Annotated in this window: 25 protein-coding genes; 21 read left to right on the top strand and 4 right to left on the bottom strand. The window is 31.4% G+C overall.

What is annotated here, in order from left to right; all coding sequences use genetic code 11:
- Positions 1-64 precede the first annotated feature (64 nt).
- The 8 genes from ABXT64_RS05340 (at position 65) to ABXT64_RS05305 (ending at position 8,684) form a co-directional block, all read left to right on the top strand.
- On the top strand, positions 65-466 hold the full coding sequence (locus ABXT64_RS05340; RefSeq protein ID WP_443634531.1) for an acyltransferase: 402 nt from the start codon (positions 65-67) through the stop codon (positions 464-466).
- On the top strand, positions 459-1,766 hold the full coding sequence (locus ABXT64_RS05335; RefSeq protein WP_443634530.1) for an O-antigen ligase family protein: 1,308 nt from the start codon (positions 459-461) through the stop codon (positions 1,764-1,766). The genes ABXT64_RS05340 and ABXT64_RS05335 overlap by 8 nt, the downstream gene beginning before the upstream one ends.
- Entirely contained in the window at positions 1,756-2,937 is a 1,182-nt protein-coding gene (locus tag ABXT64_RS05330; protein ID WP_443634528.1) for a hypothetical protein, read from the top strand. Before ABXT64_RS05335 ends, ABXT64_RS05330 begins: the two co-directional genes overlap by 11 nt.
- The gene (locus ABXT64_RS05325) at positions 2,918-3,667 is read left to right on the top strand and encodes a WecB/TagA/CpsF family glycosyltransferase (protein WP_443634527.1); all 750 of its coding nucleotides are present in this window, start codon (positions 2,918-2,920) and stop codon (positions 3,665-3,667) included. The genes ABXT64_RS05330 and ABXT64_RS05325 overlap by 20 nt, the downstream gene beginning before the upstream one ends.
- Positions 3,668-3,732: 65 nt before the next feature.
- Positions 3,733-4,962: an O-antigen ligase family protein gene (locus tag ABXT64_RS05320; protein ID WP_443634526.1), complete on the top strand. Its 1,230-nt coding sequence runs from the start codon at positions 3,733-3,735 to the stop codon at positions 4,960-4,962.
- A 70-nt stretch (positions 4,963-5,032) separates the two neighbouring features.
- Complete coding sequence (locus tag ABXT64_RS05315) at positions 5,033-6,346, top strand: UDP-glucose dehydrogenase family protein (protein WP_443634525.1); 1,314 nt, start codon at positions 5,033-5,035, stop codon at positions 6,344-6,346.
- Positions 6,343-7,332, top strand: a complete 990-nt coding sequence (locus ABXT64_RS05310) for a UDP-glucuronic acid decarboxylase family protein (RefSeq protein ID WP_443634523.1) — start codon at positions 6,343-6,345, stop codon at positions 7,330-7,332. Before ABXT64_RS05315 ends, ABXT64_RS05310 begins: the two co-directional genes overlap by 4 nt.
- Positions 7,329-8,684: an exopolysaccharide biosynthesis polyprenyl glycosylphosphotransferase gene (locus ABXT64_RS05305; protein WP_443634521.1), complete on the top strand. Its 1,356-nt coding sequence runs from the start codon at positions 7,329-7,331 to the stop codon at positions 8,682-8,684. The genes ABXT64_RS05310 and ABXT64_RS05305 overlap by 4 nt, the downstream gene beginning before the upstream one ends.
- Here the strand turns inward: ABXT64_RS05305 and ABXT64_RS05300 are convergent.
- Positions 8,681-9,856, bottom strand: coding sequence for a glycosyltransferase family 4 protein (locus ABXT64_RS05300; protein WP_443634519.1), 1,176 nt, complete (start codon positions 9,854-9,856; stop codon positions 8,681-8,683). The two genes, ABXT64_RS05305 and ABXT64_RS05300, sit on opposite strands and share 4 nt — an antisense overlap.
- Positions 9,853-11,190, bottom strand: a complete 1,338-nt coding sequence (locus ABXT64_RS05295) for a phenylacetate--CoA ligase family protein (RefSeq protein WP_443634518.1) — start codon at positions 11,188-11,190, stop codon at positions 9,853-9,855. Before ABXT64_RS05295 ends, ABXT64_RS05300 begins: the two co-directional genes overlap by 4 nt.
- A gap of 216 nt (positions 11,191-11,406) precedes the next feature.
- Here ABXT64_RS05295 and purD point away from each other — a divergent pair, with 216 nt between their 5' ends.
- Positions 11,407-12,681, top strand: coding sequence for a phosphoribosylamine--glycine ligase (purD, locus tag ABXT64_RS05290; RefSeq protein ID WP_443634516.1), 1,275 nt, complete (start codon positions 11,407-11,409; stop codon positions 12,679-12,681).
- On the opposite strand, the gene ABXT64_RS05285 is transcribed toward purD, so the two are convergent.
- Positions 12,676-12,909, bottom strand: coding sequence for a DUF6341 family protein (locus tag ABXT64_RS05285; RefSeq protein ID WP_443634515.1), 234 nt, complete (start codon positions 12,907-12,909; stop codon positions 12,676-12,678). The genes purD and ABXT64_RS05285 overlap by 6 nt on opposite strands.
- Before the next feature lie 39 nt (positions 12,910-12,948).
- On the opposite strand from ABXT64_RS05285, the gene ABXT64_RS05280 reads away from it, so the two are divergent.
- The 5 genes from ABXT64_RS05280 to ABXT64_RS05260 all read left to right on the top strand — a co-directional run bounded on the left by ABXT64_RS05280 (position 12,949) and on the right by ABXT64_RS05260 (position 19,183).
- Positions 12,949-13,875 carry a DUF6427 family protein gene (locus ABXT64_RS05280; RefSeq protein WP_443634513.1) on the top strand — a complete coding sequence of 309 codons (927 nt, stop codon included), beginning with the start codon at positions 12,949-12,951 and terminating at the stop codon, positions 13,873-13,875.
- An 82-nt stretch (positions 13,876-13,957) separates the two neighbouring features.
- On the top strand, positions 13,958-14,566 hold the full coding sequence (locus tag ABXT64_RS05275; RefSeq protein ID WP_443634512.1) for a DUF4254 domain-containing protein: 609 nt from the start codon (positions 13,958-13,960) through the stop codon (positions 14,564-14,566).
- Between the two features lie 33 nt (positions 14,567-14,599).
- The gene (locus tag ABXT64_RS05270; RefSeq protein ID WP_443634510.1) at positions 14,600-15,625 is read left to right on the top strand and encodes a glycosyltransferase family 9 protein; all 1,026 of its coding nucleotides are present in this window, start codon (positions 14,600-14,602) and stop codon (positions 15,623-15,625) included.
- Positions 15,626-16,287: 662 nt separating this feature from the next.
- On the top strand, positions 16,288-18,372 hold the full coding sequence (locus ABXT64_RS05265) for a T9SS type A sorting domain-containing protein (RefSeq protein ID WP_443634508.1): 2,085 nt from the start codon (positions 16,288-16,290) through the stop codon (positions 18,370-18,372).
- A 277-nt stretch (positions 18,373-18,649) separates the two neighbouring features.
- Positions 18,650-19,183 (top strand): glycosyltransferase family 9 protein, encoded by a 534-nt coding sequence (locus tag ABXT64_RS05260; protein WP_443634923.1) that lies wholly within the window; start codon positions 18,650-18,652, stop codon positions 19,181-19,183.
- Here the strand turns inward: ABXT64_RS05260 and ABXT64_RS05255 are convergent.
- The gene (locus ABXT64_RS05255; protein WP_443634507.1) at positions 19,152-20,201 is read right to left on the bottom strand and encodes a 2Fe-2S iron-sulfur cluster-binding protein; all 1,050 of its coding nucleotides are present in this window, start codon (positions 20,199-20,201) and stop codon (positions 19,152-19,154) included. The genes ABXT64_RS05260 and ABXT64_RS05255 overlap by 32 nt on opposite strands.
- Positions 20,202-20,437: 236 nt before the next feature.
- Here ABXT64_RS05255 and porW point away from each other — a divergent pair, with 236 nt between their 5' ends.
- From porW to ABXT64_RS05220, 7 genes are all read left to right on the top strand, one after another.
- Positions 20,438-23,002 (top strand): type IX secretion system periplasmic lipoprotein PorW/SprE, encoded by a 2,565-nt coding sequence (gene porW / locus ABXT64_RS05250; RefSeq protein ID WP_443634506.1) that lies wholly within the window; start codon positions 20,438-20,440, stop codon positions 23,000-23,002.
- 31 nt (positions 23,003-23,033) lie between these two features.
- The gene (locus ABXT64_RS05245; RefSeq protein ID WP_443634505.1) at positions 23,034-23,522 is read left to right on the top strand and encodes a bactofilin family protein; all 489 of its coding nucleotides are present in this window, start codon (positions 23,034-23,036) and stop codon (positions 23,520-23,522) included.
- A complete protein-coding gene (locus ABXT64_RS05240; RefSeq protein ID WP_443634504.1) occupies positions 23,467-23,724 on the top strand; it encodes an AtpZ/AtpI family protein in 258 nt (85 codons plus the stop codon). Before ABXT64_RS05245 ends, ABXT64_RS05240 begins: the two co-directional genes overlap by 56 nt.
- Entirely contained in the window at positions 23,721-24,107 is a 387-nt protein-coding gene (locus ABXT64_RS05235; RefSeq protein ID WP_443634502.1) for a hypothetical protein, read from the top strand. The genes ABXT64_RS05240 and ABXT64_RS05235 overlap by 4 nt, the downstream gene beginning before the upstream one ends.
- Before the next feature lie 78 nt (positions 24,108-24,185).
- Positions 24,186-25,301, top strand: a complete 1,116-nt coding sequence (atpB, locus tag ABXT64_RS05230; RefSeq protein WP_443634501.1) for a F0F1 ATP synthase subunit A — start codon at positions 24,186-24,188, stop codon at positions 25,299-25,301.
- A gap of 22 nt (positions 25,302-25,323) precedes the next feature.
- Positions 25,324-25,560 (top strand): ATP synthase F0 subunit C, encoded by a 237-nt coding sequence (atpE, locus tag ABXT64_RS05225; RefSeq protein WP_443634499.1) that lies wholly within the window; start codon positions 25,324-25,326, stop codon positions 25,558-25,560.
- 75 nt (positions 25,561-25,635) lie between these two features.
- Complete coding sequence (locus ABXT64_RS05220) at positions 25,636-26,130, top strand: F0F1 ATP synthase subunit B (protein WP_443634497.1); 495 nt, start codon at positions 25,636-25,638, stop codon at positions 26,128-26,130.
- Positions 26,131-26,136: the final 6 nt, after the last annotated feature.

The following is a 26,136-nucleotide window of genomic DNA, read 5'->3' as shown; positions in this document are numbered from 1 at the left end:
TTCTAGGTTTTTATCTGTAACATCCACATTAAGAGTTTGGTATTTATCAAAAATTTTAAAGATAATGCCTTATGATAAAAAAAGTAAGGTAGAATGTGGGGTCTATATATCTAATGCAAAAGGATTAAAAATCGGAAATAATTGTCGAATAAATGAAAATGTTTTTATTCAAGAAGCAACTATTGGAAACAATGTTTTAATTGCACCAAATGTAGTTATTATTAGTGTTTCTCATAATCATGAAAAATTAGATATTCCAATTGTAGATCAAGGAGATACAACTCCAAACCCTCCTATTATTGAAAATGGTGTATGGTTAGCTAGAAATGTAGTGATTATGCCTGGAATAACTATAGGCGAAGGAGCTATTGTTGGGGCAGGAGCCATTGTAACAAAAGATGTAAAACCTTTTACAATAGTTGGGGGAGTTCCTGCAAAATTTATAAAAGAAAGAAAGAATGAATAATGATTACTTAAAATCATTTATTAAAAAAGTAAATATTTTTTCTGTTTTAGAATATTCTACTTTCTTAATGGCATTCTTTTTACCACTTTCTATAAAATTAAGTAATGTTTTTTTAATCCTTTTTTTTGTAGGATCAGCATATTTATTTTTTATAAAAAAAGAGTACAGTACAGGAAAAATTAATTTACTTTTCTATTCAACAGTACTCCTTTTTATTACCTATGTATTGGGACTTTTAGTAACGGAAGAACCAGTAAGAGGTTTAAAAACTCTTGAGCGTGGTCTCTCTTTCATTCTATGTCCTTTGATCGTATTTTTTCATTCAAAAGAAAACATTTTATTAATAAAAAGAAAACTCTTTCATGGATTAACATTTGGTTCGGTTCTTTCTTTAATAATATTATTAAGCAATAATTTTTATAGCTATTTTATTACTAGACCTCTTTTTAACTTTGATGATGAAATATTTAGCTATTACCACACCTACTATTATTTTACTAAGCTATTAGATTTGCATCCAACCTACTTAGGCGCTTATGTTATTTTATCTATAGTAATTGTTATTAATTGGATTGTTAAAGAAAAGAGAAAACTTAAAAATTGGATTTATCTACTCATACTATTCATATTGTCTCTAGGGGTTTTATTTATTAATTCAAGAATTATATTTATGTTATATGGATTAATAATTATTGGAATTTTTACATGGATTCTTTTTAAATTTATAAAACAGAAACGATATGTTCAAATGTTCGTTCTGGTATTAATCATTGCGGGATGTATTGGATTTGTCAATAGTAATATTTCAAAGACATTTATTTACCAAAGGATTACTAAAGAACTTTCTTGGGAATTATCAGAACAAGTAGACACTAAATATAATAGTAAAATTAGTGCAGATTCAAGAATAGCCCGCTGGAAATCAGCATTTAAAGTTTTTAAAGAAAACCCTTTATTTGGTCATGGAAACCTATCAGAAAAAGATGCATTATCAGAACAATATAAAAAAGATGGTTTATACGGATCCTTAAATAAAAGGTACGATGCCCATAATATTTATTTATCGTTTGCTATTGAGTTTGGTGTTTTTGGCCTTCTTATATTACTTTACTTTTTATTTACAAATCTATATTTTTCATTAAAGTTTAGAGACCTAGAATACTTCATGTTTTTTTGTATGATATGTATGATAGGGATATTTGAAAGTTATTTAAAAAATAATGCCGCGATTACATTTGTTGCTTTTTTCGGCTCTGTGTTTCTTTTTTCGAACCAACAAAACGAGATAAGTGAAAAATAATAGTCTTAAAAATAATATTAGAATACTATTTATAGACAATTTTTTATCTATACTGCTCATTACTTTTTTTTGTTCTGAAGCTTATGGGAAAACTGTAGCTTTTTCTAATGAAACTACCATTTTACAGAGTTCCATTAAGCTTGTTGTATTGATTTATTTAGTTATTGATGTTTTAATAAATTATAAAAAGAAAAACTATTTAATTACAGTAACCCTTTTAAGTTTATTCTTTATAATAGGACAATATATAATACCAAATAGTTACTCTTCAGAAAGTATTATTTTATTTTCTAAATACCTATTTCCATTATTTCTGTTCTTATATTTTAATTGCCATACTTTAAATAAAAAAAGTGTGAATTATTTATTTAAAGTTTTCGAATTAATAATAATTTTAAATAGTCTTTTAGTTATACTGGGAGTATTATTTGACATATCAATTTTCGAAACCTATCAATTTGCTAGATTTGGCTACAATGGCTTGTTAAGAACCTCCTCTACAAGCACCTATTTTTACATCATTTCTTTATTTTACTTTTTATATACATATAGAGAACATTTTTTCAGTAAATGGAAATCTATATTTGTTTTTATAGTTTGTTTATTTGTAGGAACAAAATCAATTTATCTAGGTTTAGGCGCTATTATACTTGCGTTTCTTTTTTTAAAAATTAGAGCTAAAAAACAAAGGTATATCTTAGGTATTCTTTTGATATTGGTATTTAGCGTTATAGGGTATCTACTTTTTTTTGAATTTGGAAAATTTAATCAAATTAGAGAATCTAACGGTATCATTTCATCTATTTTGTCATATAGAGATCAGTTGTTTTTAAATAAAACACTTCCAAACATTTCTGAAAACTGGGGCCCTGTAAATTATTTATTGGGTGGTTTTAATGATATTTCTTCTAGGTCACAATTAGATTTCATCGATATTTTACATTTTTGGGGAATTATTGGTGGAATATTCTATTTAATAACCTACTATAAACTTTATGTAACATTTTATATTAACAAAATTGCACTCTTTTGTATTGTTTTTTTAATTTTTATTATATTCTTTGCAGGGAATTTTTTCACCTATTCAACAATACCAATTTATTTATTAATTATCAGAGAAGTATTTTTAAAAAGCAAAACAAATGCTAACAATGAGCATTCAAACAAATAGTTTTCTAAACACCACAATTCATAACTTATCGATGAAAGAAACTCTTTCAATAATCGATGAAGCAATAACAGATAAAAAACAAATACATCATGTAGTTGTTAACGCTGGTAAAATTGTGGCATTACAAGAAGATAAACAATTAAGAGAGAGTGTAAATAATAGTGATTTAATCAATGCAGATGGACAAGCTGTTGTTTGGGCCTCTAAGGTTTTAAATCAACCTTTAAAAGAAAGAGTTGCAGGAATTGATCTAATGATTAATTTAGTGCAATTAGCAGCTGAGAGAAATCATAAAATATTTCTTTTAGGCGCTAAAGAAGAAGTGGTGAGCAAAGTGGCTGAAATTTATTCATCAAAATATGGCAATGATATTATAGCTGGTTTTAGAAATGGCTATTTTAACAAAGAGGACGAACCTTCAATAGCCAAAGAAATAGCTGAGAGTGGCGCTCAAATGCTTTTTGTTGCAATAACATCACCTATCAAAGAAAACTTTTTATACAACCACAGATCGATATTAAAAGAGGTTAATTTTATTATGGGTGTTGGAGGTAGTTTCGATGTAATTGCAGGAATTACAAAACGAGCCCCTGTTTGGATGCAAAAAATGGGACTCGAATGGTTTTATAGATTTTTACAAGAACCTAAAAGAATGTGGAAAAGATATTTAATAGGTAATAGTAAATTCATACTTTTAGTACTTAAAGAAAAAATGGGGTATAAAAAATAAAAATTAGGCTAGAGTATCATTGTTTAGCTTTCATTTAATATATTCATAAATAATAAAAGAATCAGATGAAAATATTATTGGCATCTATATATCCTTATGCATTTTTACTTCTGTATTTAACCATCCCCTTCGATGATTATATTAGAGCATTCCCAAATTTATTATTAGGAATTTTGGTGGTTGCTTTTCCAATTATTGTAACAAAAGATGATTTTAAAAAACTTCTGGTTAAACCCATCTTTCTTTTTTTACTTTTTTTCACATTCTTATTAGCAAGTGCTTTTATTTTCGGTCGTTTTGAAAATGATTTTGTTGTAATAAAAAAAATGCTGATTCCATTAGGGTTAGTAATTCTATATATACCAGTTCAGGATTTTAAAAAATTAAATAAGGCTATTATTTTTTCATCGATAGCGGCTATTATTTTTTCATTAGTTCAATTTATTATTCTTGTAAATAAAACAGGAATTTTTAACCTTTCTTTTTTTCAGGAAAGCATAGATATCCTATTAATAGATCGCCTTTATTTAGGATTATTATGTGTTTTAAGTATTCTGATTTCATACCAATCATTAAAAAATGACTACCACCCAAATAATAGGTTTTATTTGGCAAATATCCTATTAAGTGGTTTATATATAGTATTAATTATGTCTAAAGTTGCTATTCTAATAGTAATTGTGGTAGCACTTTTAAGACAGTTTTATGGTACGCATAAAAAGATTCGATTATTAATTTCTTTTGCCATTGTTTTAATAGTTGGAGGCATTACCTATAACACAAACAAACCATTTTTTGAAAAATTAATTCCTTCTGAAAATAACACTGCTGAAGTTAATTTCATAGAAAATTCAATGCCTTGGGGGTATAGAACTTTTATCTGGAAATGCTCAAACGAAATTATACAGAAGATGGAGAATCGTTTTTTTGGTATCGGCTTTAAAGAAACCAATCAGCGATTACTTCAATGTTATGAGACTGATATTTTAGATAAAAACACCAAACAAATATTTCTTTCAAAAAAGTTTAACTCACACAATCAATACCTTGATTTTTATATAAGCACAGGAATCATTGGGATGTTGTTATTTATTGGTCTTTTGGGCGCTTTATTTAGCCACTATAGAAAACACTTTTTTGCTACTGCATTAATTTTTACAATCGTATTATTTGGGATGGCAGAGAACTTTTTTCATCGGCAAATTGGAGCCTATTATTTTGGTTTCATATTAGTGATACTTTTAATAGACAATACATTTTTTAAAAATTCAGAAAAAGAAAAGTATACCCCCTAAACAACAAATTAATATAATAGCAAATAAGTTAGCTAAGTCGTACTTTTGCAGAATTATTGAAAGAAAAAGAATGAAAATTACAGTAATAGGAACAGGATATGTTGGTTTAGTTACAGGAACTTGTTTGGCGGAAACGGGAAATGATGTAATTTGTGTAGATATAGATCAAGAAAAGGTAAGAAAAATGAAAGACGGGATCGTTCCAATCTACGAACCCCATCTTGATGTTATATTTGAAAGAAATATAAAAGCGGGACGATTAAATTTTACAACTTCTTTGGATAAAGGATTAGATTTTGGAGAAATTGTTTTTTTAGCCTTACCTACTCCTGAAGATGAAGACGGATCTGCAGATTTATCATATGTGTTAGGAGTAGCAGATGAAATTGGAAAAAAGATTTCCGAATATAAAGTTATTGTTGATAAAAGTACAGTCCCTGTAGGGACTGCTGAGAAAGTCTATCAAACTATTTCTAAAAATGCTACTTGCGAATTTGATGTAGTTTCAAATCCAGAATTTTTAAGAGAAGGGTTTGCTGTAGACGATTTTTTAAAACCCGAACGGATTGTTGTAGGTTCAAGTAGTGAAAGAGCAACTCAACTAATGAAAAAATTATACGGTCCTTTTGTTCGATCAGGAAACCCTATAATTATCATGGATGAAAAATCGGCAGAACTAACCAAATATGCCGCCAATGCTTTTCTTGCTACAAAAATTACATTTATGAATGAAATTGCTAACTACTGTGAAAAAGTAGGAGCAAATGTAGATATGGTACGTGCAGGAATGGGAACAGATTCAAGAATAGGGTCCCGATTTTTATTTCCAGGAATTGGTTATGGAGGCTCTTGTTTTCCTAAAGATGTAAAAGCATTACAGAAAGCAGGTAAAGACAAAGCCTATAATTTTAAAATATTAGATGCAGTTATAGATGTTAATAGTACCCAAAAAACATTGTTAATCCCAAAAATGGAGGCCTATTTTAAAGGCGATTTAAAAGGAAAAAAAATAGCCGTTTGGGGACTGGCATTTAAACCAGAAACAGACGACATTAGAGAAGCTCCTTCATTATATATGATAGATGCATTATTAGAAAAAAGAGCTAAAGTGATTGCTTTTGACCCAGAAGCAATGAATAATGTAGAAGAAAAATATGGAAATAAAATACAATTTGCCGATTCTATGTATAGTGCTACAGAAAATGCAGATGCATTGATTATAAGTACAGAATGGAGTATTTTTAGAACACCAAATTTTACAAAATTAAGAGAGAACTTAAAACAAGCAGTTATTTTTGATGGAAGAAACTTGTATGATTTAGATGAAATGAAAAATGAAGGATTTCATTATGTTTCAGTGGGTAGAAAAGTAATTACACAATGAAAAAAAGGGTTTTAATAACAGGAGCAGCAGGATTTTTAGGATCTCATTTATGCGACAAATTTATAGCCGAGGGTTATGAAGTTATTGCCATGGATAATCTAATTACTGGTGATCTTAAAAATATTGAACATTTATTTAAAAACCAAAATTTTGAATTTTATCATCATGATGTTTCAAAATTTGTACACGTTGCGGGTCACTTAGATTATATTTTACATTTCGCATCACCTGCAAGTCCAATCGATTATTTAAAAATTCCTATTCAAACCCTAAAAGTAGGCTCATTAGGAACCCATAACTTATTAGGGCTAGCCAAGGAAAAAAATGCTAGAATTCTAATCGCTTCCACTTCAGAAGTATATGGAGATCCTTTGGTGCATCCTCAAACTGAAGAGTATTATGGAAACGTGAATACTATAGGGCCTAGAGGAGTTTATGATGAAGCCAAGCGATTCCAAGAATCAATTACCATGGCCTATCATCGTTTTCATGGTATAGAAACGCGTATTGCTAGAATATTTAATACCTACGGACCCAGAATGAGATTAAATGATGGTAGGGTAATACCAGCCTTTATGGGGCAAGCATTAAGAGGAGAAGATTTAACAGTGTTTGGGGATGGTTCACAAACACGTTCTTTTTGTTATGTTGATGATGAGATTGAAGGCATTTATAGGTTGTTATTAAGTGACTATTCTTTACCAGTAAATATTGGTAATCCAAATGAGATTAGTATTTTAGAATTTGCAGAAGAAATCATAAAGCTTACAGGAACGGATCAAAAAATTATATATCAACCCTTACCTAAAGATGATCCTCTTCAAAGACAACCTGATATCTCTAAAGCTAAAGAAATATTGAATTGGGAACCATTAGTTTCAAGAGCAGAAGGAATGAAAAAAACATATGAGTATTTTAAAAACCTTTCCCCTGAAGAATTATTAAAAAGTGAACATAAAGATTTCTCTAAACACATACGAAAATGATATTTAAGAGTGGGAGATATTCTGGCTATATAAGGCCTTTGTCTATAATATTAGATTTAGTAATAATTCATTTATTAGCTAAATCATTTTTTATTGATAAAATTCATTTTCTAAATTATATTCTATTTATATCTCTTTCATGGGTTTTTATTTCAATAAAATCAAACTTTTATGAAGTTTATCGATTTACTCAACTTATAAAAATATTTTCTCTTATAGGGAAACAAGTCGTTCTTTTTGGACTAATTGTTTTTGCCTTTTTTGGCTTTTATTATGACCTAGAAAAAGCTCCACTAGAAGTTATAAAGTATATTTTAATAGTGTTTGTCATTATAACACTAGTTAAACTTACTATTTATTTTTTATTAAAAAAATACCGCACACTACTCGGCGGGAATTATCGTAATGTTGTTATTCTTGGATTAAATCAGAAAACAGACCAACTTCGTAAATTTTTTATAGACAACTCTGATTATGGTTATCAACTGCAAAAAACATTCAATTTTGACACACATTCAAATATAGATATAGAGAATGTTTTTAGTTATATTTTAGAAAATGAAGTTGATGAAATATATTCTTCAATAGCAGAATTAACAGAAGAACAAATTCAACAGCTTATCACCTTTGCTGATAATAACTTAAAGATTTTAAAATTTATTCCAGATAATAAAGAGATTTATACAAAAAAGCTCGATTTTAATTATTACGGCTATTTACCCATTATTTCATTACGAACAATACCCATAGAATATCCTTTTAATCAATTTATTAAGAGAGCTTTCGATATTATTTTTTCATTATTTATTATAGTTGGCATCTTGTCTTGGTTAACACCACTTCTCGGCCTTTTAATTAAAATTGAATCGAAAGGACCTGTGTTTTTCAAACAAAAGCGGAATGGTTTAGATTATAAAGAATTTTATTGTTATAAGTACCGATCAATGAAGCCTAACCCAACAGCGCATTTACATCAAGTTACTAAAGGAGATCAGCGGATTACTTTGGTTGGAAAAATTATTCGAAAAACAAGTATTGATGAATTGCCACAGTTTATAAATGTACTAAAAGGCGATATGTCTATTGTAGGTCCAAGACCACATATGGTAAGTCATACCCATATGTATGCAGAAAGAATTGATAAATTTATGGTGCGTCACTTTATAAAACCAGGCATTACAGGTTTAGCTCAAGTCACAGGCTATAGAGGTGAGGTTGAAACTGACGAGGATATTATAAATCGTGTAAAATACGATATCTTTTATCTAGAAAATTGGTCTCTATTATTAGATATTAAAATTGTTTTTCAAACAGTTTATAACGCCTTAAAAGGGGATGACAAAGCCTACTAAATAGCATTTAACCTCTCAGTTAATTCTTTAAATTGAATGTTAAAATCAAATGCTTTAATTGTATTTTTTTGAACCGAATTTTTATTAAATTCAATTAACTTTTCAGAAGTTAATGAATCAATAAAACTTTGTAATGCATTCAAGTCATTTACTGGAATAGTCCAGCCTAATTTATTATTCCTAACAATAGTTTCACCTTCACCACCCGCATAATATAATAAGGGTAATCCTACTCTTGATTGTTCAAAAATCTTTGAGGGAACAGATCCATAAATTCTATTTATTAAAGGGATAAATGCTATTTGATACTCATGCAGTTTAGCATTTAATAGCTCTCTTTCTATTTCTCCGTGATAAAATATATTAGTTGCATTACAGTTTTTTATGTTTTCAGACTCTGGACCATTTCCATAAATATGTAATTGTATATGTTTAGGTAAATTAATATGAGTACAGAGATTATATACCCCTTGAGCTACACCTAATAAACCCGCATACACTATTTTAATTTCTTTTGAAACAGCACTAATGGGTATGGTAAGTGGGGTAAAATCGGGAATATTACGATATAAAAATAATGAAGTTAAAACACCTTCTTTTTTAATATAATCAAGAATTTCTTGTGACTGACCTATAATTAAATGAGATTTACGATAGCAAAATTTTTCCATTTTACGAAGTAAATTATAATACATTCCTTTCTTTAATAAACCCATCTCTAAACCCGCTAATGGCCAAAGATCTGAAACGTTTAATATAATTTTCTTTCGCAATATGGAAGCCCAAAAAACAGCAGTAAATCCAACAAAAACTGGAGAATATTGTATAAATATTTTTTTAGGAGTTTTTTTGAAAATCATAAAAAGCGTCAAACTAAATGAAAAAGATAGCATTGACAAAAGCCGAATAAACTTATTACTTGAATTACTTGGCCAAAGCCATAACCTATTTACCGAGCTATGTTCTTCTTCTACTTTAGAAAATAATTTCTTTTTAAAACCCGTAAACACTTTCCCCTGGGGATAATTAGGCAAAGGGCAAACAACTTGCACCTTATAATTACTTTCAGAGAGCCCTTTTACAAGAGAGAAAATTCTATTTGATGCCGCCCCTTTTTCAGGAGGGAAGTAATTAGTAATGATTAATATTTCTTTATTTTTTTGTCCCTTCATTTTTGTTCAATATTCGAGGTAAACTGCTTTAACTTTCCTCGATTACTTCGATCTAACACAGCGACTTTTTCTAATTGAATGGATAAACCTTCCTCCAAATATTGAGTCATTGCTTTATGAATAGTATTAATTTGCTCTTTTTGTAATTCAGTATCTGAAACATAAATAATTTTAAACGTTTCTAAAGTTAATTGCTCAACAATAAATTCCTTTACATTTCCATCATCTTCAATGACACTTTTAGTAACATAATACAAGGTATGTCCAGGAACTGTTTTGCCGCTAGGTAAATAAGCGATATCATTTGAACGCCCCACTAACTCTTGTAAAATCGGGGTTTTTAAAGTACCCTTTGGGGATAAAATTCCTGCATCTCCAACTTCATATCGTATTAATGGTTGTGCCTTATTGTACAATGAAGTTATAACCACTTTTCCAACCTCTCCATTTGGAACAGAATTATTTTCTTCATCTAATATTTCTACAAACAACGTTTCACTATTCACTATAAATTCATCTTTACTATTCGTGAATGCAATTAAATCTATCTCGGAGGCACCATATTCATTAATGATTGGGACATTCAATATTTCTTGGAGAAGTTTTTTGTCTGAATCATATAACATTTCACTGGTCACAACACAGTATTTTAAACTAGGACAAACATCTGTTAAGATAAGTTTTTTTTCTTTTAAATATTTTGCAAAAAGAACAATCGAACTTGTGTGCCCATTGATAAAAAAGAATTTCTTTTTTCTGAAAACAGATAAAAATTCTTCTAGTTTTTTTTCTGAAAGATCAAAAATAGGAAACCGAAAACGGTGACTTAAACGATCTTTTAAACGTTCTTTTTGATAAGCGAAAAAACTTAATGGAATGCCGTAAAATCGAGCTTGATAGGAATGATTAAAATCGATAGAAAACCATCCAAATCGATCTATAATTCCTGCCCAGGTAAGCGCATGACAGTATTTATCTTTTGCGAAAACTAAAGGAGTACCACTCGAGCCAGATGTTTTACTTACATAACATTTTTTAATATTAAACCCTTGTGATATTCGATCTTTTAAAGGTATTTGAAGATCTTTCTTTCGCATGATTGGAATATCTTCCCACTTTTCAGTAGAAGAACTTCCAAGAAACGATTTGTAAAAAGAATTGTGTTTTAAATGATATTCAACTATTGATTTTCTTTGTTTAAAGATGTGAGCCTCGTACTCATTTTCAGGAATATTCTGAATTTCAGCTAGCTGTTTTTTAGCTTCCTGAATAGGATAACCATTTAATTTTAATATGGATTCAAAAAAATTCAATGCGATATAATAAGGGATCAATTTACAAATTAAAAACAGTGGTACCTCAACTTATAATAAAGAAAATGTCATTCAGAGCGAAGTGAAGAATCTCATGATTGGCATTTAGTAGACGAAGTTTTAAACAGAAAATAGTCTTTCAGTAAAATAAATAATATTCCATCGGAAATAGAAAGAGTTCGTATGGTTTCAGGATAAAAAAATCTTATTTTTGTGTCGAATTTAAATTCCTTTCTAATGAATATTTTAATCCTAGGTTCTGGAGGCCGCGAGCATACATTTGCATATAAAATTTCTCAAAGTCCAAAGTGTAATCTACTTTTTGTAGCACCTGGAAACGCAGGAACTGAAGCAATTGCAACCAATGTTCCTATTTCAGTAACCGATTTTAAAGCGATAGAATCTTGTGTGATTGAAAACAATATTGAAATGGTTGTGGTGGGGCCTGAAGATCCTTTGGTGCAAGGAATAACAAACTATTTTTCAGAAAGTGAAAGGTTAAAAAATGTAATGATTATAGGCCCTTCAAAAGAAGGAGCTTTATTAGAAGGAAGTAAAGAACGAGCTAAGGAATTTATGTTTGATCATGGTATTCCAACAGCAGCATATCAAAGCTTTACTAAAGAAACAGTTGCCAAAGGAAAAGAATTTTTAGAAACTTTAAATGCACCTTATGTATTAAAAGCAGATGGATTAGCGGCCGGAAAGGGAGTCCTAATTCTAAATAATATTGAAGAAGCAAAACAAGAACTTGAAAACATGTTAACGCATGCAAAGTTTGGTGAAGCTAGTGCAACAGTTGTAATTGAAGAATTTCTTGACGGAATTGAACTAAGCGTATTTGTTTTAACAGACGGGAAAAACTATAAGGTACTTCCAACGGCGAAAGACTATAAAAGGATAGGAGAAGGCGATACAGGATTAAATACAGGTGGTATGGGGGCCATTTCACCAGTACCTTTTGTAGATGAGGTCTTGATGAAAAAAATAGAAGAACGAATTGTGATCCCTACGGTCAATGGACTTATAAAAGAGAACATTGATTATAAAGGATTTGTTTTTATAGGTCTTATTATAGTAAACAATGAACCTTTTGTTATTGAGTATAATGTACGAATGGGCGATCCTGAAACTGAAGTTGTTTTGCCTAGAATTAAAACGGATCTCGTAGCTGTTTTAGAGGCTACAGCGAAACAAACTTTAAATACTATTGATCTTGAATTAGACGAACGAGCTGCAACGACAGTCATGGTAGTTTCTGGAGGATATCCTGAAGCGTATGAAAAAGGGAAAGTCATTTCAGGTATCGAAAATATACAAGATTCTATCGTATTTCATGCAGGAACAGCAAGTAAGGATGGAAAAGTGCTTAGCAATGGAGGGAGAGTTATCGCGATAACTTCCTTAGATATTGATTATAAAAAGGCAATAAAAAAATCGTATCAAAACATAGAAAAACTACATTTTGATACGATGTATTATCGTACCGATATCGGATTTGATTTATTATAAATAAGAATGACCCGTTGAACTACGGTCTTCTTCGTTATTGTCATTAAATTTTTTAAGTTGTCCCATCCAATATATAAATGCAACAACACCAATTGCCATTAGTATCCATGACATTATATTGCTAAGAAACCAACTTTCAGGAGCCATTGATCTTAGCATATCAAAAGGAGCAAATACAACGTCTACAAAAAATGACTGTATTCCTTCAAAAAAACCTTTCCAAGACATATCTTTATATTTAGATTGCAAAAATATAAATTAAGAACCATGCTCACAAGCTTTTTCAGTATTTCTAAACCTATCAATTTTATAATTGTAAGCGTGTTTCTTTTATTCGGCTATTCCCTCTGGATTTTTTTAAACCCAATAGAGGCACTAAGCCTTTCATTTTTTATAAATTATATATTGATCGCTTTAGTCTTTATATTCCTTATATTATTGCTAGACTTTATTGTAAGAAAAAATAGTTTAACAGATAAAAACAACCTTTCAATTATATTGTTTTGTTGTTTTATTCTACTATTTCCTGCTGTTTTTTCTGAAAATAATATCATAATATCAAATTTATTTTTACTACTTGCTTTACGAAGAATAGTTAGTATAACATCCGTTAAGAATACCAACAAAAAATTATTAGATGCCACATTATTTATTGCCATAGCATCTCTTTTTTATTTTTGGAGCTTGTTATATTTTATCGTTTTATATATAGGAATTCTTCAAAATCCGAAAAAAACAGCCAATCATTTTTTAATTCCAATCGTAGGATTTTTATCGGTTTTTACCCTAACTACCACCTATTATCTTTTAATGAATGAATCCTTTTTTTGGTTTCTGAAAATAGATAGATCCATAGGAATCGATTTTTCAGCCTATCAATCTTTTTCCTTATTAATTCCTGCATCAATTATAATAGCATTAACGATATGGACCTTGTTTTATAGAATATCAAAATTTTCTACCATTGCTAAAAAAGCGAAGTCAAATTATACGCTTTTAATACTTGTTTTAGTGATTAGTTTTTTGATAGGATTTTTGTCTTCAACTAAAAATGGAGCTGAGTTTTTCTTTGTTCTTGCTTCTCTTTCAATTATAACGACAAGTTACATAGAAGGCATAAAAGAATTTTGGTTTAAAGAATTATTGTTGTGGGTTTTGGTTTTACTTCCTATAGGTTTAATGTTTATAAATTAAATCGAAAATTCCTATTTTGATTTAAAAGGGATACTATTTCAAAAAATAATATCTTTGCAAAAACAATTTTTAATTTTCCATTATGTTTTCAGAAAAAGCAAATAAAATTTTTAAAGAAGTTATAGATACGTATCACATTGAAAATAACGTAGATCAGTCATTTACAAACCCTTATTCAAAAGAGGCTCAACTTCTAGATCATTTGCTATATAGAAAATGTTGGATTGATACGGTACAATGGCATTACGAAGACATTATTCGGGATCCAAATATTGACCCTGTTGGAGCCCTATCATTAAAAAGACAGATTGATGCTTCAAATCAGGATCGCACCGATATGGTTGAGTATATCGATAGTTATTTTTTAGAAGAATACAAAGAAGCTACTGTTCAAGATAATGCTACTATTAATACTGAAAGCCCTGCTTGGGGTGTGGATCGTCTTTCTATTCTTGCTTTGAAAGTGTACCACATGAATGAAGAAGCTACTAGAGAAAATGCTTCTGAATCGCACAGAAATGCCTGTCAAACAAAATTGAATATTTTACTCGAACAACGTGTTGATTTAAGTACAGCGATTGATCAATTGTTGAATGATATTTCTGTTGGAAATAAATATATGAAAGTATATAAGCAAATGAAAATGTACAATGACGACGAGCTAAATCCTGTATTAAGAGGAGAAAAATAGTGTCACTCAGAGCAAAGCGATGAGTCTCTATAAATGAAAAAACCTAAACACATACTCGTAATTCGTCTTTCCGCCATGGGAGATGTGGCAATGTCAGTTCCGGTACTTACTCTATTTTCTGAAACCTATCCAGACGTTCAGCTTACAGTCCTTTCGAAACCATTTTTCAGGCCTTTTTTTGAAGACACTCCAACAATAAATTTTTTGGAAGCCGATGTGTATGGTCAACACAAAGGATTAGGATTATTGCAATTAGCCAAGCAAGCTAAAAACCTTAAAATCGATGGGGTGGCAGATCTACACAATGTGATTCGTTCAAAAATCATCACAAAATATCTGAATCTAAAAGGGGTTAAAACAGCAGCGATAGATAAAGGACGTTCAGAAAAAAAACAACTCACCCAAGGAGAAAATTTTAAGCCATTAAAAACAAGTCATCAACGCTATGCCGATGTTTTTGAAGACTTGGGCTATCCATTGGATCTGTCAAAACCTGTTCAGAAAAAACAAAAAAATACCTCGGTTAAAGTCAAAGAATTACTAAAAGATACTTCTAAAAAAAGTATCGGCATCGCACCTTTTGCAGCCTATACTAGTAAAATGTATCCATTAGATTTAATGCAAAAAGTGATTGCTAGTTTGGATCAGGAACAAAAATTCAACATCTTTTTATTTGGCGGCGGCACCAATGAAAAAGAGGTTTTAGCAAACATGGCTTCTCAATATTCATCAGTGACAAGTATCGTTGGAAAATTAACATTAACCGAAGAACTAGAATTGATCTCAAACCTGGATATAATGCTTTCTATGGATAGTGGAAACGGACATTTAGCAGCGATGTTTGGCTTACCTGTAATCACTCTTTGGGGTGTTACACACCCTTTTGCTGGATTTGCACCCTTTGGGCAAGCTGAGGGTAATTCTATACTATCCGATCGAGAACAATTTCCATTCATCCCAACATCTATCTACGGAAATAAATTTCCAGCGGGCTATGAAGAAGTGATGAAAACGATTGAGCCTAAAACTGTGGTTGCAAAAATTATAGATTTGCTTTAATTTTTTTTGAAGTGTTTTTTGTCATTCAGAATGAAGAATGACCGAAGAACCACTTTTTGTTTAATCGTTTATGTTTTTAAAAAGAAAGATTACTGCGCTGTGCTCACAATGACAAAAAGAGACTCTTTTACAGTTACAATATTTACAAGCAGCTCAATACTCAAGTGAACACTTTAAAAAAGGTGCTAAAAAACACACAGAACTAAAGGTGTTATTTTATTATTTAGTAGTTTTCCTCGAAGCCGATAAAAAGACGCCAAATCGATCGTTATCGGTTAGCATGCCCTGATAAACGAGCATAAATTAATCAATATAATAAGTTACCCATAAGCGAAAAAAAATCCAACAAACCATTAAAAATAGCACCAAACTCCCCACCGCGCAAACAGCACATTTATTTTTCCCACCCGCATCAGCCAACGCCGAAAAAAACAAAAGAGCTGTTTTTGCCTTTGCGCTCACCTTTAGACTTTAGAGAATCTTTTGTAAATATTTAAGGAAAACTAAAACTTGCTAAGTCTTTTTTTTTACTTTCTATATAAATTTTATTTTGTGTTACAAAACAAAATAATTTTCGAATATTTGTCTTCATGCAATTATGCTAATCAACAAATAATTATGAGTTGCAAACCTCTTACGAACCTTTTACTAAAACTTTAAACATGAAAAAAATTACACTTTTATTAATACTACTCTTGAGTTTCGTTGGCTTTAGCCAAGCGCCTCTAGCTCCTAATGCAGACAATAACAGGTATGTTGCTACGCTGCAACAAGCTACAAATCAAAATAGTTCTTTAGAAACTTTTTCAACAGTCATGGACAGTTCCGTTAAAAATCACCCCAAACTTGACGTTGCTCTTTTGGAAGGGAGTGTTCAAGGGGTAACTAACCGTGGCGATTGTATCACAGAAGATTTTGAAGGTTATCTACTCCCACCAGGTAGTGCAAATTTTCTGCCTGGTGTTACAATGCTTGATGAGACTACCGTTGTAAATGGTCAAGGACCAGGTCTTGTAGAAGATGGCTGTGTTTATATCTCATTGGCTGGTGACTTACAGTGGAATGGTGTAGATTATTATGGTCAAGAGAATCAAACTATCATTGCAAGCAGTACCGACGGTACACTAACACTGCAATATGATTTAACAGTGGATGCCGTTGATTTTGAATTGAGTGCTTTTGATGGTTTTCCAGATTCTGTTACCATTGAAGCCTTAGATGATAGTGGTGCCTCTTTAGGTATTTTAGGGCCAGTGGCTGTGCCAGAAAGTTCACTAGTTCCAGTTTCTTTTGCTGTTACTGGTATCAAAACAATCAGAATTGTTGGTATGTATGACGGAGTTAATGGTTTTAGTCCACTACTTAATAATCACGTATTTTGTCCAGATGGAAGTGCCCCTAGTAACGACCTTTGTGAAGACGCAGTTGTAGTTGTCTGTAACGGCACGTATATAGGAGATACTTCTATTGCTACAGATACAGGAGGAAATGCTGCGCCAGACCTTTGGTATTCATTTACAGGAACTGGAGTTGAACAAGATATTACCTTATCATTATGTGATGACGGTACAGACTATGACACATACTTACGTGTTTTTGATGCCTGTGACGGTACTGAAATTGCTGGAAATGATGATTTTTGTTTCACGTCATCTGAACTTACATTTACTTCTGATGGTACTTCAACATACTTTATTATGGTAGAAGGTTTTTTAACCCTTTCTGGGAGCTTTAATTTAGCTGTTTCATGTAACCCTGATGATCCAGCTGAAAATGATCTTTGTGTAAATGCAACTCCAGTTGCCTGTGACGACCTTATTTTAGGAGACACTTCTTCTTCTACAGATACGGGTGGAAATGCTGCGCCAGATGTTTGGTATTCATTTACCGGCGATGGTGTTATACAGAATGTTACGTTATCATTATGTGATGGTGGAACAGATTATGATTCAGTGATCAGAGTATTTGATGCCTGTGGCGGTGCAGAAATAGACACGAACGATGACTCGTGTGGCCTACAATCTGAACTTACATTTACATCTGATGGGACTTCAACTTATCTTATTATGATAGAAGGTTTTGGGCCTCAGTCTGGTGCATTTAGCTTAGCGGTTACCTGTGCATTTATTACTCCAGATAACGATATTTGTGAAGATGCAATTGCATTAGCATGTGACGAAACCGTTACAGGGGAAACAAACTCTGCTTCAGATACAGGCGGAAATCCTGCGCCAGATGTTTGGTATTCATATACTGGAGATGGAGTTGAACAAAATGTTACTTTTTCATTATGTGATGGTGGAACAGACTATGATTCTTATATTAGACTTTTTGATGCCTGTGCCGGTTCTGAAATTGCAACAAATGATGACTGGTGTGGCCTACAATCTGAACTTACATTTACATCTGATGGGACTTCAACTTATCTTATTATGATAGAAGGTTTTGCTTCTCAATCTGGTGTATTTAGCTTAGCGGTTACGTGTGAGGATATTTTAGGGACTAATGATAATAATCTTTCAGCCCTTACTTTCTTCCCTAATCCAACAACAAATATAATTAACTATAGTGCTAATCAAAATGTTGAATATATTGCTTTATACAATATATTAGGACAAAAAGTACTTGAGCAATCGATTAACGCTATTTCTGGACAATTGAATGTTTCTAACTTACAAACTGGAACGTACATTATGGAAGTAACAGTTGGTTCTAAAACAGGAACGTATAAAGTGATCAAGAAATAATAATCTAATAGAATACTATATAGTTAGTTAAAATTAGTTGCTAAAGCCGTTCCTATTTCATAGGAATGGCTTTTTCTATTGGGATGAATCTGGTGGGCACTTATATCAAGAAATGAAGAACCTAAGACGATTAGCGAAAGAAATGCCAGTTAATTACTAGAGATTTTTTCATGAAGCCTCTTGATCCCGCAGATTATAAAAATGGATTCCCAGTCAGACTTCGACATTGCTCAGCTAAAGTCAAAGAATTACTAAACGATACTTCTAAAAAAAAAGCATAGGAATTGCTCCTTTTGCAGCCTATACTAGTAAAATGTATCCATTAGATTTAATGCAAAAAGTGATTGCTAGTTTGGATCAGGAACAAAAATTCAACATCTTTTTATTTGGCGGCGGCACCAATGAAAAAGAGGTTTTAGCAAACATGGCTTCTCAATATTCATCAGTGACAAGTATCGTTGGAAAATTAACATTAACCGAAGAACTAGAATTGATCTCAAACCTGGATATAATGCTTTCTATGGATAGTGGAAACGGACATTTAGCAGCGATGTATGGCTTACCTGTAATCACTCTTTGGGGTGTTACACACCCTTTTGCTGGATTTGCTCCTTTTGGGCAAGCTGAGGGTAATTCTATACTATCCGATCGAGAACAATTTCCATTCATCCCAACATCTATCTACAGAAATAAATTTCCTGAGTGCTATGAGGAAGTGATGAGAACTATTGAGCCAGATACTGTGGTTGGGAAAGTCTTTAAAATTTTAGATTATTCATCTACACATCATCATAATCAATCACCAAAGTAGGCGTAATTGCATGTGATTGGCACGTAAGGACTAAGCCTTCTTCTAATTCGCTATCCGTAAGGATTTGGTTTTTTACCATGGTAACTTTTCCTTCAACCACTTTGGCAATACAGGTACTACAAACTCCACCTTGACACGAATAAGGGGCATCGATTTTTTGTTCTAATACGGCATCTAATACCAGTTTCTTTTGTGACATGTCAAAGCTTATTGATTCATCATCAACAATTACCGTAATTTTGGTCATTCCACTAGCTACATCAACTGGTGTTTCACTTTCAGAAGTAGTAAATAACTCAAAGTTAATTTGATTCTCCTGAACCCCATTTTCTTTTAAAGTATCTGTTACTTCATTGATCATGGTTTCTGGACCACATAAATAAAAGGTGTCGAAATTTTCTTCTTTGTATTTATTTTTCAGAAAATAGTTGGCATTTGCTTTAGAGACTCTTCCAAATATAGCACCGTCTTTATCGGTTTGGCTAAAGACATATTCCAAAGAAAAACGATCTGGATATTTTTCCTCTAAATCCTTTAATTCATTGTAAAACATAGTTTCAGAAACCGATTTGTTTCCGTAGACCAATAAAAAAGTACTTTGAGGCTCTTCTTCCAATACTGTAGTTAGTATAGAAATTACAGGAGTTATTCCACTTCCTGCTGCAAAAGAAACATATTTTTTTTTGTGATTTGAATCTGGATTAAGAACAAATTTACCTTGGGGAGGCATTACTTCTAAAACATCACCTTCTTTAAGTTCTGTGTTTGCAAATACAGAAAAACTACCACCCTCAACCTTTTTAACTCCAACCTTCAACAGTTCCTTTTTAGGAGCACTGCAAATAGAATATGCTCTTCTTATTTCTGCACCATTTAATGTATGCTTAATGGTAATATATTGACCTGCTAAAAAAGTAAAAGTTTCTTTTAAATTTTCAGGAATAATAAACTCAATGGACACTGCATTAGGAGTTTCTTTAACTACCTTTTTTACAGCAAGGGAATGAAAATGACTCATACTTATTTTTAAATTTCTACAAAAATACGAAGGAAATCTATGAAAAGGATCATTAAATTATATTAATAAAGAAGGCTAAAAAGGTGGAAACCTACTGAAAAACCTAAGTGAACCGAATATTTTTAAACCAATAATTGTCAAGATTTCAAAAAGAAACGTACTTTTACCCTCCACTTTAACGTTTATATTTAAAAGCAACGCTTTTATTTACAATACTATATAAATACAAACATATTTTGAAGGGCATTTATAAAATTACAATCCTAACGCTAGCTGTTCTACTTTTAGCAGCTTGTTCACGAAAAAAGAATTCTTTTTTAAGCAGAAATGCACATGCAGTAAAAGGTGAATTTAACGCCTTATACAATGGAGATGTTGCTTTTGATAAAGGCATTGAAGAACTCGCTGCGACTTTTAGAGACAATTATTGGGAAATACTTCCAGTTGAGCGAATCGATTTAGAAGAAAAGTTAGATGTCCCGGGCAGAAAAGATAGTCCGAATTTTGCAAGAGCTGAAGAAAAAGCAGCGAAGGCAATACAAACACATTCTATGTATATTGATGGTAGAGAGTACAACCCTCAAATTGATGAGGCGTATGTTCTTTTAGGAAAAGCACGTTACTTTGATGGACGTTTTATTCCCGCTTTAGATGCGTTTAATTTTATATTAGATAAATATCCTACTTCAAACAATATTAATCATGCTAAGGTTTGGAAAGCAAAAACAAACATTCGATTAAATAACGAAGAAGTTGCTTTAGAAAGCCTTTCAGATTTACTTGAAGATAAAGAATTAAGTAAGGAAGATTATGCAGATGCTTCAGCAATAATGGCTCAAGCATACATAAGCTTAGATTCTATAAATGAAGCATTACCTTTTATAAAACAAGCTTCAGAAAGTGTAAAAGACAAGGAATTAAAGGGAAGATATACTTATATAAAAGGGCAATTATATAATCACCTTGGTTTAAAAGATAGCGCCAACCTTGCTTTTGATGAGGTGATTGAATTAAATAGAAAATCACCTAGAGTATATATGATCAATGCTCATATTGCTAAAGCACGTAATTTTAATTATGAAAAAGGAGATAAAGTATTATTTTTAGAACTACTTACAGATTTAGAAGAGGACAGAGAGAATCGCCCTTTTTTAGATAAAATTTACAATCAGATAGGGGAGTATTATTACAATGACAAAAACATTGATACTGCAGTTGCTTATTATAATAGATCTATTCAAAAGTTTAATAATGACCTTCCATTACAAGCATTAAATTATAAAACATTAGCTGAAATTAATTTCGATAGAGCCGAATATAAAATTGCCGGTGCATATTATGACAGCACACTTATTCATTTAAAAAAAGGAACTCGTGAATGGAGACGTGTTACTAAAAAACGCGAAAATTTAGATGATGTAATAAAATACGAAGATATTGCTATCCAAAATGACAGTATTCTACGTATCGTAAGTATGAGCGAATCTGAACGGTTATCTTTTTTTACTGAATATACAAGGAAACTTAAAGCAAAAGCAGTTGCAGATTCAATTGCGGAGGTTATAGCTCAAGAAAGTATTGCAAACAAAGAGTTTTATAATAAAACGAAAACGGGTGATGAAGGGGAGAATACAGGTAAGTTCTATTTTTATAATTCTTCTACTGTTGCTTATGGGAAACAAGAATTTAAAAAGATTTGGGGAAATAGAACACTGGAAGATAATTGGCGACGTTCTAATAAAAAATCCAAGTTAGAGAATATCGAGGAAGTTGTTGAAACAATAGCAATCGCTGAAAACGAATTATACAAACCAGAAACTTATATTTCTAGAATTCCTTCAGAACCAAAAGACATAGACAGCATCACTGGCGATCGTAATTTTGCATATTATCAACTAGGCCTTATCTATAAAGAGAAATTTAAAGAGTATGAATTAGCAGCCAATCGTTTAGAAAAACTGTTGACTTTTCAGCCAGAAGTACGCTTGATATTACCTTCAAAATACAACTTGTATAAAATTTATGGTATTCTTGAAAAATCAAGTTTAGCTGAACAATTTAAAAATGATATTTTAAACAACCATGCAGATTCTAGGTATGCTGAAATATTGTTGAACCCGAATACAATGTTAGCTGAAGATGAATCAAGTCCGGAATTTAAATACAAAGAATTATACAGATTATACGAAGCTTCAAAATATCAAGAAGTAATAGAAACCTGTGAGAATTATATAGTAATTTATTTCGGGAATGATATCGTTCCAAAACTTGAAATGCTAAAAGCAACTGCCTTAGGGAAACAGCAAGGATTTGAAGCTTATAAAAAAGCGTTAAATTTTGTGTCGTTAAACTATCCTAATTCAGAAGAAGGAAAAGAAGCTCAAAACATTTATAAAGCTGTATTACCAGGATTATCATTTAAAGATTTTCTTCCAGATGATAAAGGCAAAAGATGGAAAGTGGTGTACGATTTTAAAACTGAGGAAAGAGAAGTAGCTGAAGAGTTACAAGTTAAATTAGATGAAGCGATTGCATATTATAACTATACTAATATGTCGACTTCAATAGATTACTATGATCCAAATACAGTTTTTGTGATTATTCATGGATTATCTACAAAACTTGGAGGAACAGGGTTTGCTGAAGTTCTTGAAGAAAGAAAAAAAGATAAAATAAAGAAATCACATTTCGAAATATCATCACCCAATTATAAAACGATTCAGATTCATAAAAATTTAGATGATTATTTGAATAGAGGTAATGAGGTGATGGAAGAAAATAAAGAAATTAAAAAAGAATAGAGAGTGTTATAAACCTTTAAATCTAGTAGATATGTTTTCAGAAAAAAAAGATAAAAATGCGGTAGATCCAGGAACAGGTCAAAATCGAATAAATGAAGGCACTAGTATACAAGGAGACATTAACTCTAAAGGATTTTTTAGAATTGATGGTTCAATTAAAGGAAATGTAAATACTCCTTCTAAAGTTGTGATTGGAAAAACAGGTGTTATTATAGGAACATTAACCTGCCAAAATGCAGACATTGAAGGAACTTTTGAAGGAACTTTAGATGTCACAGAAATACTTACGCTACGTTCTACAGCTAAAATTGATGGGGAGGTATCTACAGGCAAGTTAGCGGTTGAACCAGGGGCTACATTCAATGCTACATGTATGATGAAAGGTTCTAAAAAGACAGCGCCTAGCAGTGAGTTATTTTCAGAAAAAGAAAATAAAGAAAAAATAAAACTTCAAAACCATCCTTTTGACAGATCCCAAAGAGTCCAAAAATCAAAAACAGAACAAGGACAGCAGAATTAATTCGTATGCAAGATTCTCCGGAATAGCTTTTCAAATGATTGCTATCATTGGTTTAGGATCTTATGCTGGAGTCAAATTAGATGAAAAATTTATAAATAAATATTCAGTATTCACAATAATATGCAGCCTAGCATCAGTAGGAATTGCAATGTATTATGTGATAAAACAAGTAACCGATTTCTCAAATAAAGAAAACAAATGAAAAAAGAGTTAAATAGCTTCATATTTCAACTTTTAGCCTTATCAGCTATATTAACAGGCGTACATTATTATATCTTCCATATATTTTTTTCAGAAATAAATTTATCCCTACCCCTTTGGTCTATTTACCTGTTTAATATTGTTCTGGTTATTGCTGTTTTCGGAATTATTTTTTATAAAACCTCAAAAGGGGGGCAAAGTAGTTATACCATCTTTTTAGTTTCTACTTTAATCAAGATGGCATTGGCGATTGTTTTTTTATTACCACTTTTCGTTGGAAAATCTGAAAATTCCGTCACTGAAGTAATAAATTTCTTCATTCCTTATTTTATCTTTCTTGCATTTGAAATATATAGTTTAAATAAATTTTTTAAAAACCAGTAAACAATGTTGTTTTTGGTTTGCCAATTCATTTAATGTTAGTAGATTTGCACAAAATTTCAGGAACGCAAAAGCATTACATTGAGAACAACAAAATTCAACATCATAAAGAATCTTATTTTAGGGCTTATTTTAGCTTTAATATCTACATCGAGTTTTGCAGCATCAAATAGCAATGCGAGCAAAGACTTAGAGGAGGAAAGAGAAGAATTTAATGTAACCGAAATGATTATGCATCACGTTAAAGATGCACATGAATTTCATATCATGGACTGGAATGGTCATGCTATTTCAATTCCGTTACCAATTATTCTTTGGACAGAAAATGGATTAGTAACATTTTTGTCAAGTGAGTTTCATCACGATGATTCTGGAACAGTGATAGTAGAAAAGAACGGTCAGAAATTTGTTAAGTATCATGAAGAGATTTATTATGCTAATGATTCGACTAATACAGAAGGATCATATGTATCAATGGACGCTGAGCAACATCCAGTAAATGGACATCCATTGGATTTCTCAATTACTAAGTTGGTTTTCTCAATGTTTCTTTCCATCTTTTTATTGATATTAATTTTTGGTCTTTCGGCTAGAGCTTACAATAATAATGGAGTGCCAAAAGGAATTGCTAAATTTACGGAACCTTTAATAGTCTTTATTAGAGATGAAGTTGCAATACCAAACATAGGCGAAAAGAAATACAAGAAATTTATGCCTTTCTTATTGTCTTTGTTTTTCTTTATTTGGATTAATAATATGATGGGCTTAATTCCATTCTTCCCTTTTAGTGCTAACTTAAGTGGAAACATTGCATTTACTTTGGTATTAGCCTTAATCACATTTGTTATTACAACGGTTGTGGCAAATAAAGATTACTGGAAACACATCTTTTGGATGCCAGGAGTTCCTGTACCAATGAAATTATTTTTAGCTCCTATTGAGTTTATGGGGATATTTATTAAACCTATTTCTTTAATGATTCGTTTGTTTGCGAACATTACAGCAGGACATATTATCGTATTAAGTTTAATCTCTTTAATATTCATATTTGAAAGTATTTGGATTGCACCAGTATCAGTTGCATTCTCTTTCTTTATTAGTATTATTGAAGTATTAGTAGTTGCCATACAGGCATATATATTTACCATGTTGTCGGCACTTTATATTGGATCGGCAATGGAAGAACATGAACATTAATTAATTTTTTATATTTAGAACTATGGGTTTAGCATTATTACAAGAAGTAGCAAGTTACGTTCCTTTTGCAGCAATTGGAGCTGGTTTAGCAGCTATCGGTGCAGGTATCGGTATTGGTAAAATTGGTGGAGCAGCAATGGAAGCTATTGCACGTCAGCCAGAAATGCAAGGAAAAATTCAATCTTCTGCAATTGTACTTATCGCCTTCGTTGAGGCGGTTGCACTTTTCGCAGTGGTTGTATCACTTATTGCAAAGTAAAACAAAACAAGGTGCAACGGTTGGTTGCACCTGTTTTTAGTTTTTAATTAAAGAAAATTATTAAAATAAAAAGAAATGGATTTAGTTACTCCAGATGTTGGATTGTTGTTTTGGACGTTTATCTCGTTTGCAATCTTATTTTTCGTTCTTAGAAAATTTGCATGGAAACCTATTTTAGGAACTGTAAATGACAGAGAACAATCTATCAAAGATGCTTTGGCTTCTGCTGAAAATGCAAAAAAGGAAATGGAAAACCTTACAGCAGATAATGAACGTATTTTAAAAGAAGCGCGTGCAGAAAGAGAAATGATGATTAAAGAAGCACGTGATCTTAAAACAAAAATGATTTCAGACGCTAAGGAAGAAGCAAAAATTACAGCTGACAGTATGATCGTTCAAGCTCAAGAAGCTATTGAGAATGAAAAGAAATCGGCTATGGCAGACTTAAAAAGTCAAGTGGCTTCTCTTTCTGTTGAAATCGCTGAAAAAGTGGTAAAAGATGAATTATCTAACAAGGACAGACAATTAAAAATTGTTGAAGACATGTTAGGTGAAGCTACCTTAAATTAAAAAGCA

The sequence above is a fragment of the Candidatus Marifrigoribacter sp. Uisw_064 genome, from assembly GCF_047730175.1.
Lineage (GTDB): Bacteria > Bacteroidota > Bacteroidia > Flavobacteriales > Flavobacteriaceae > Marifrigoribacter.
This window is presented reverse-complemented; position numbering and strand designations above follow the sequence as displayed.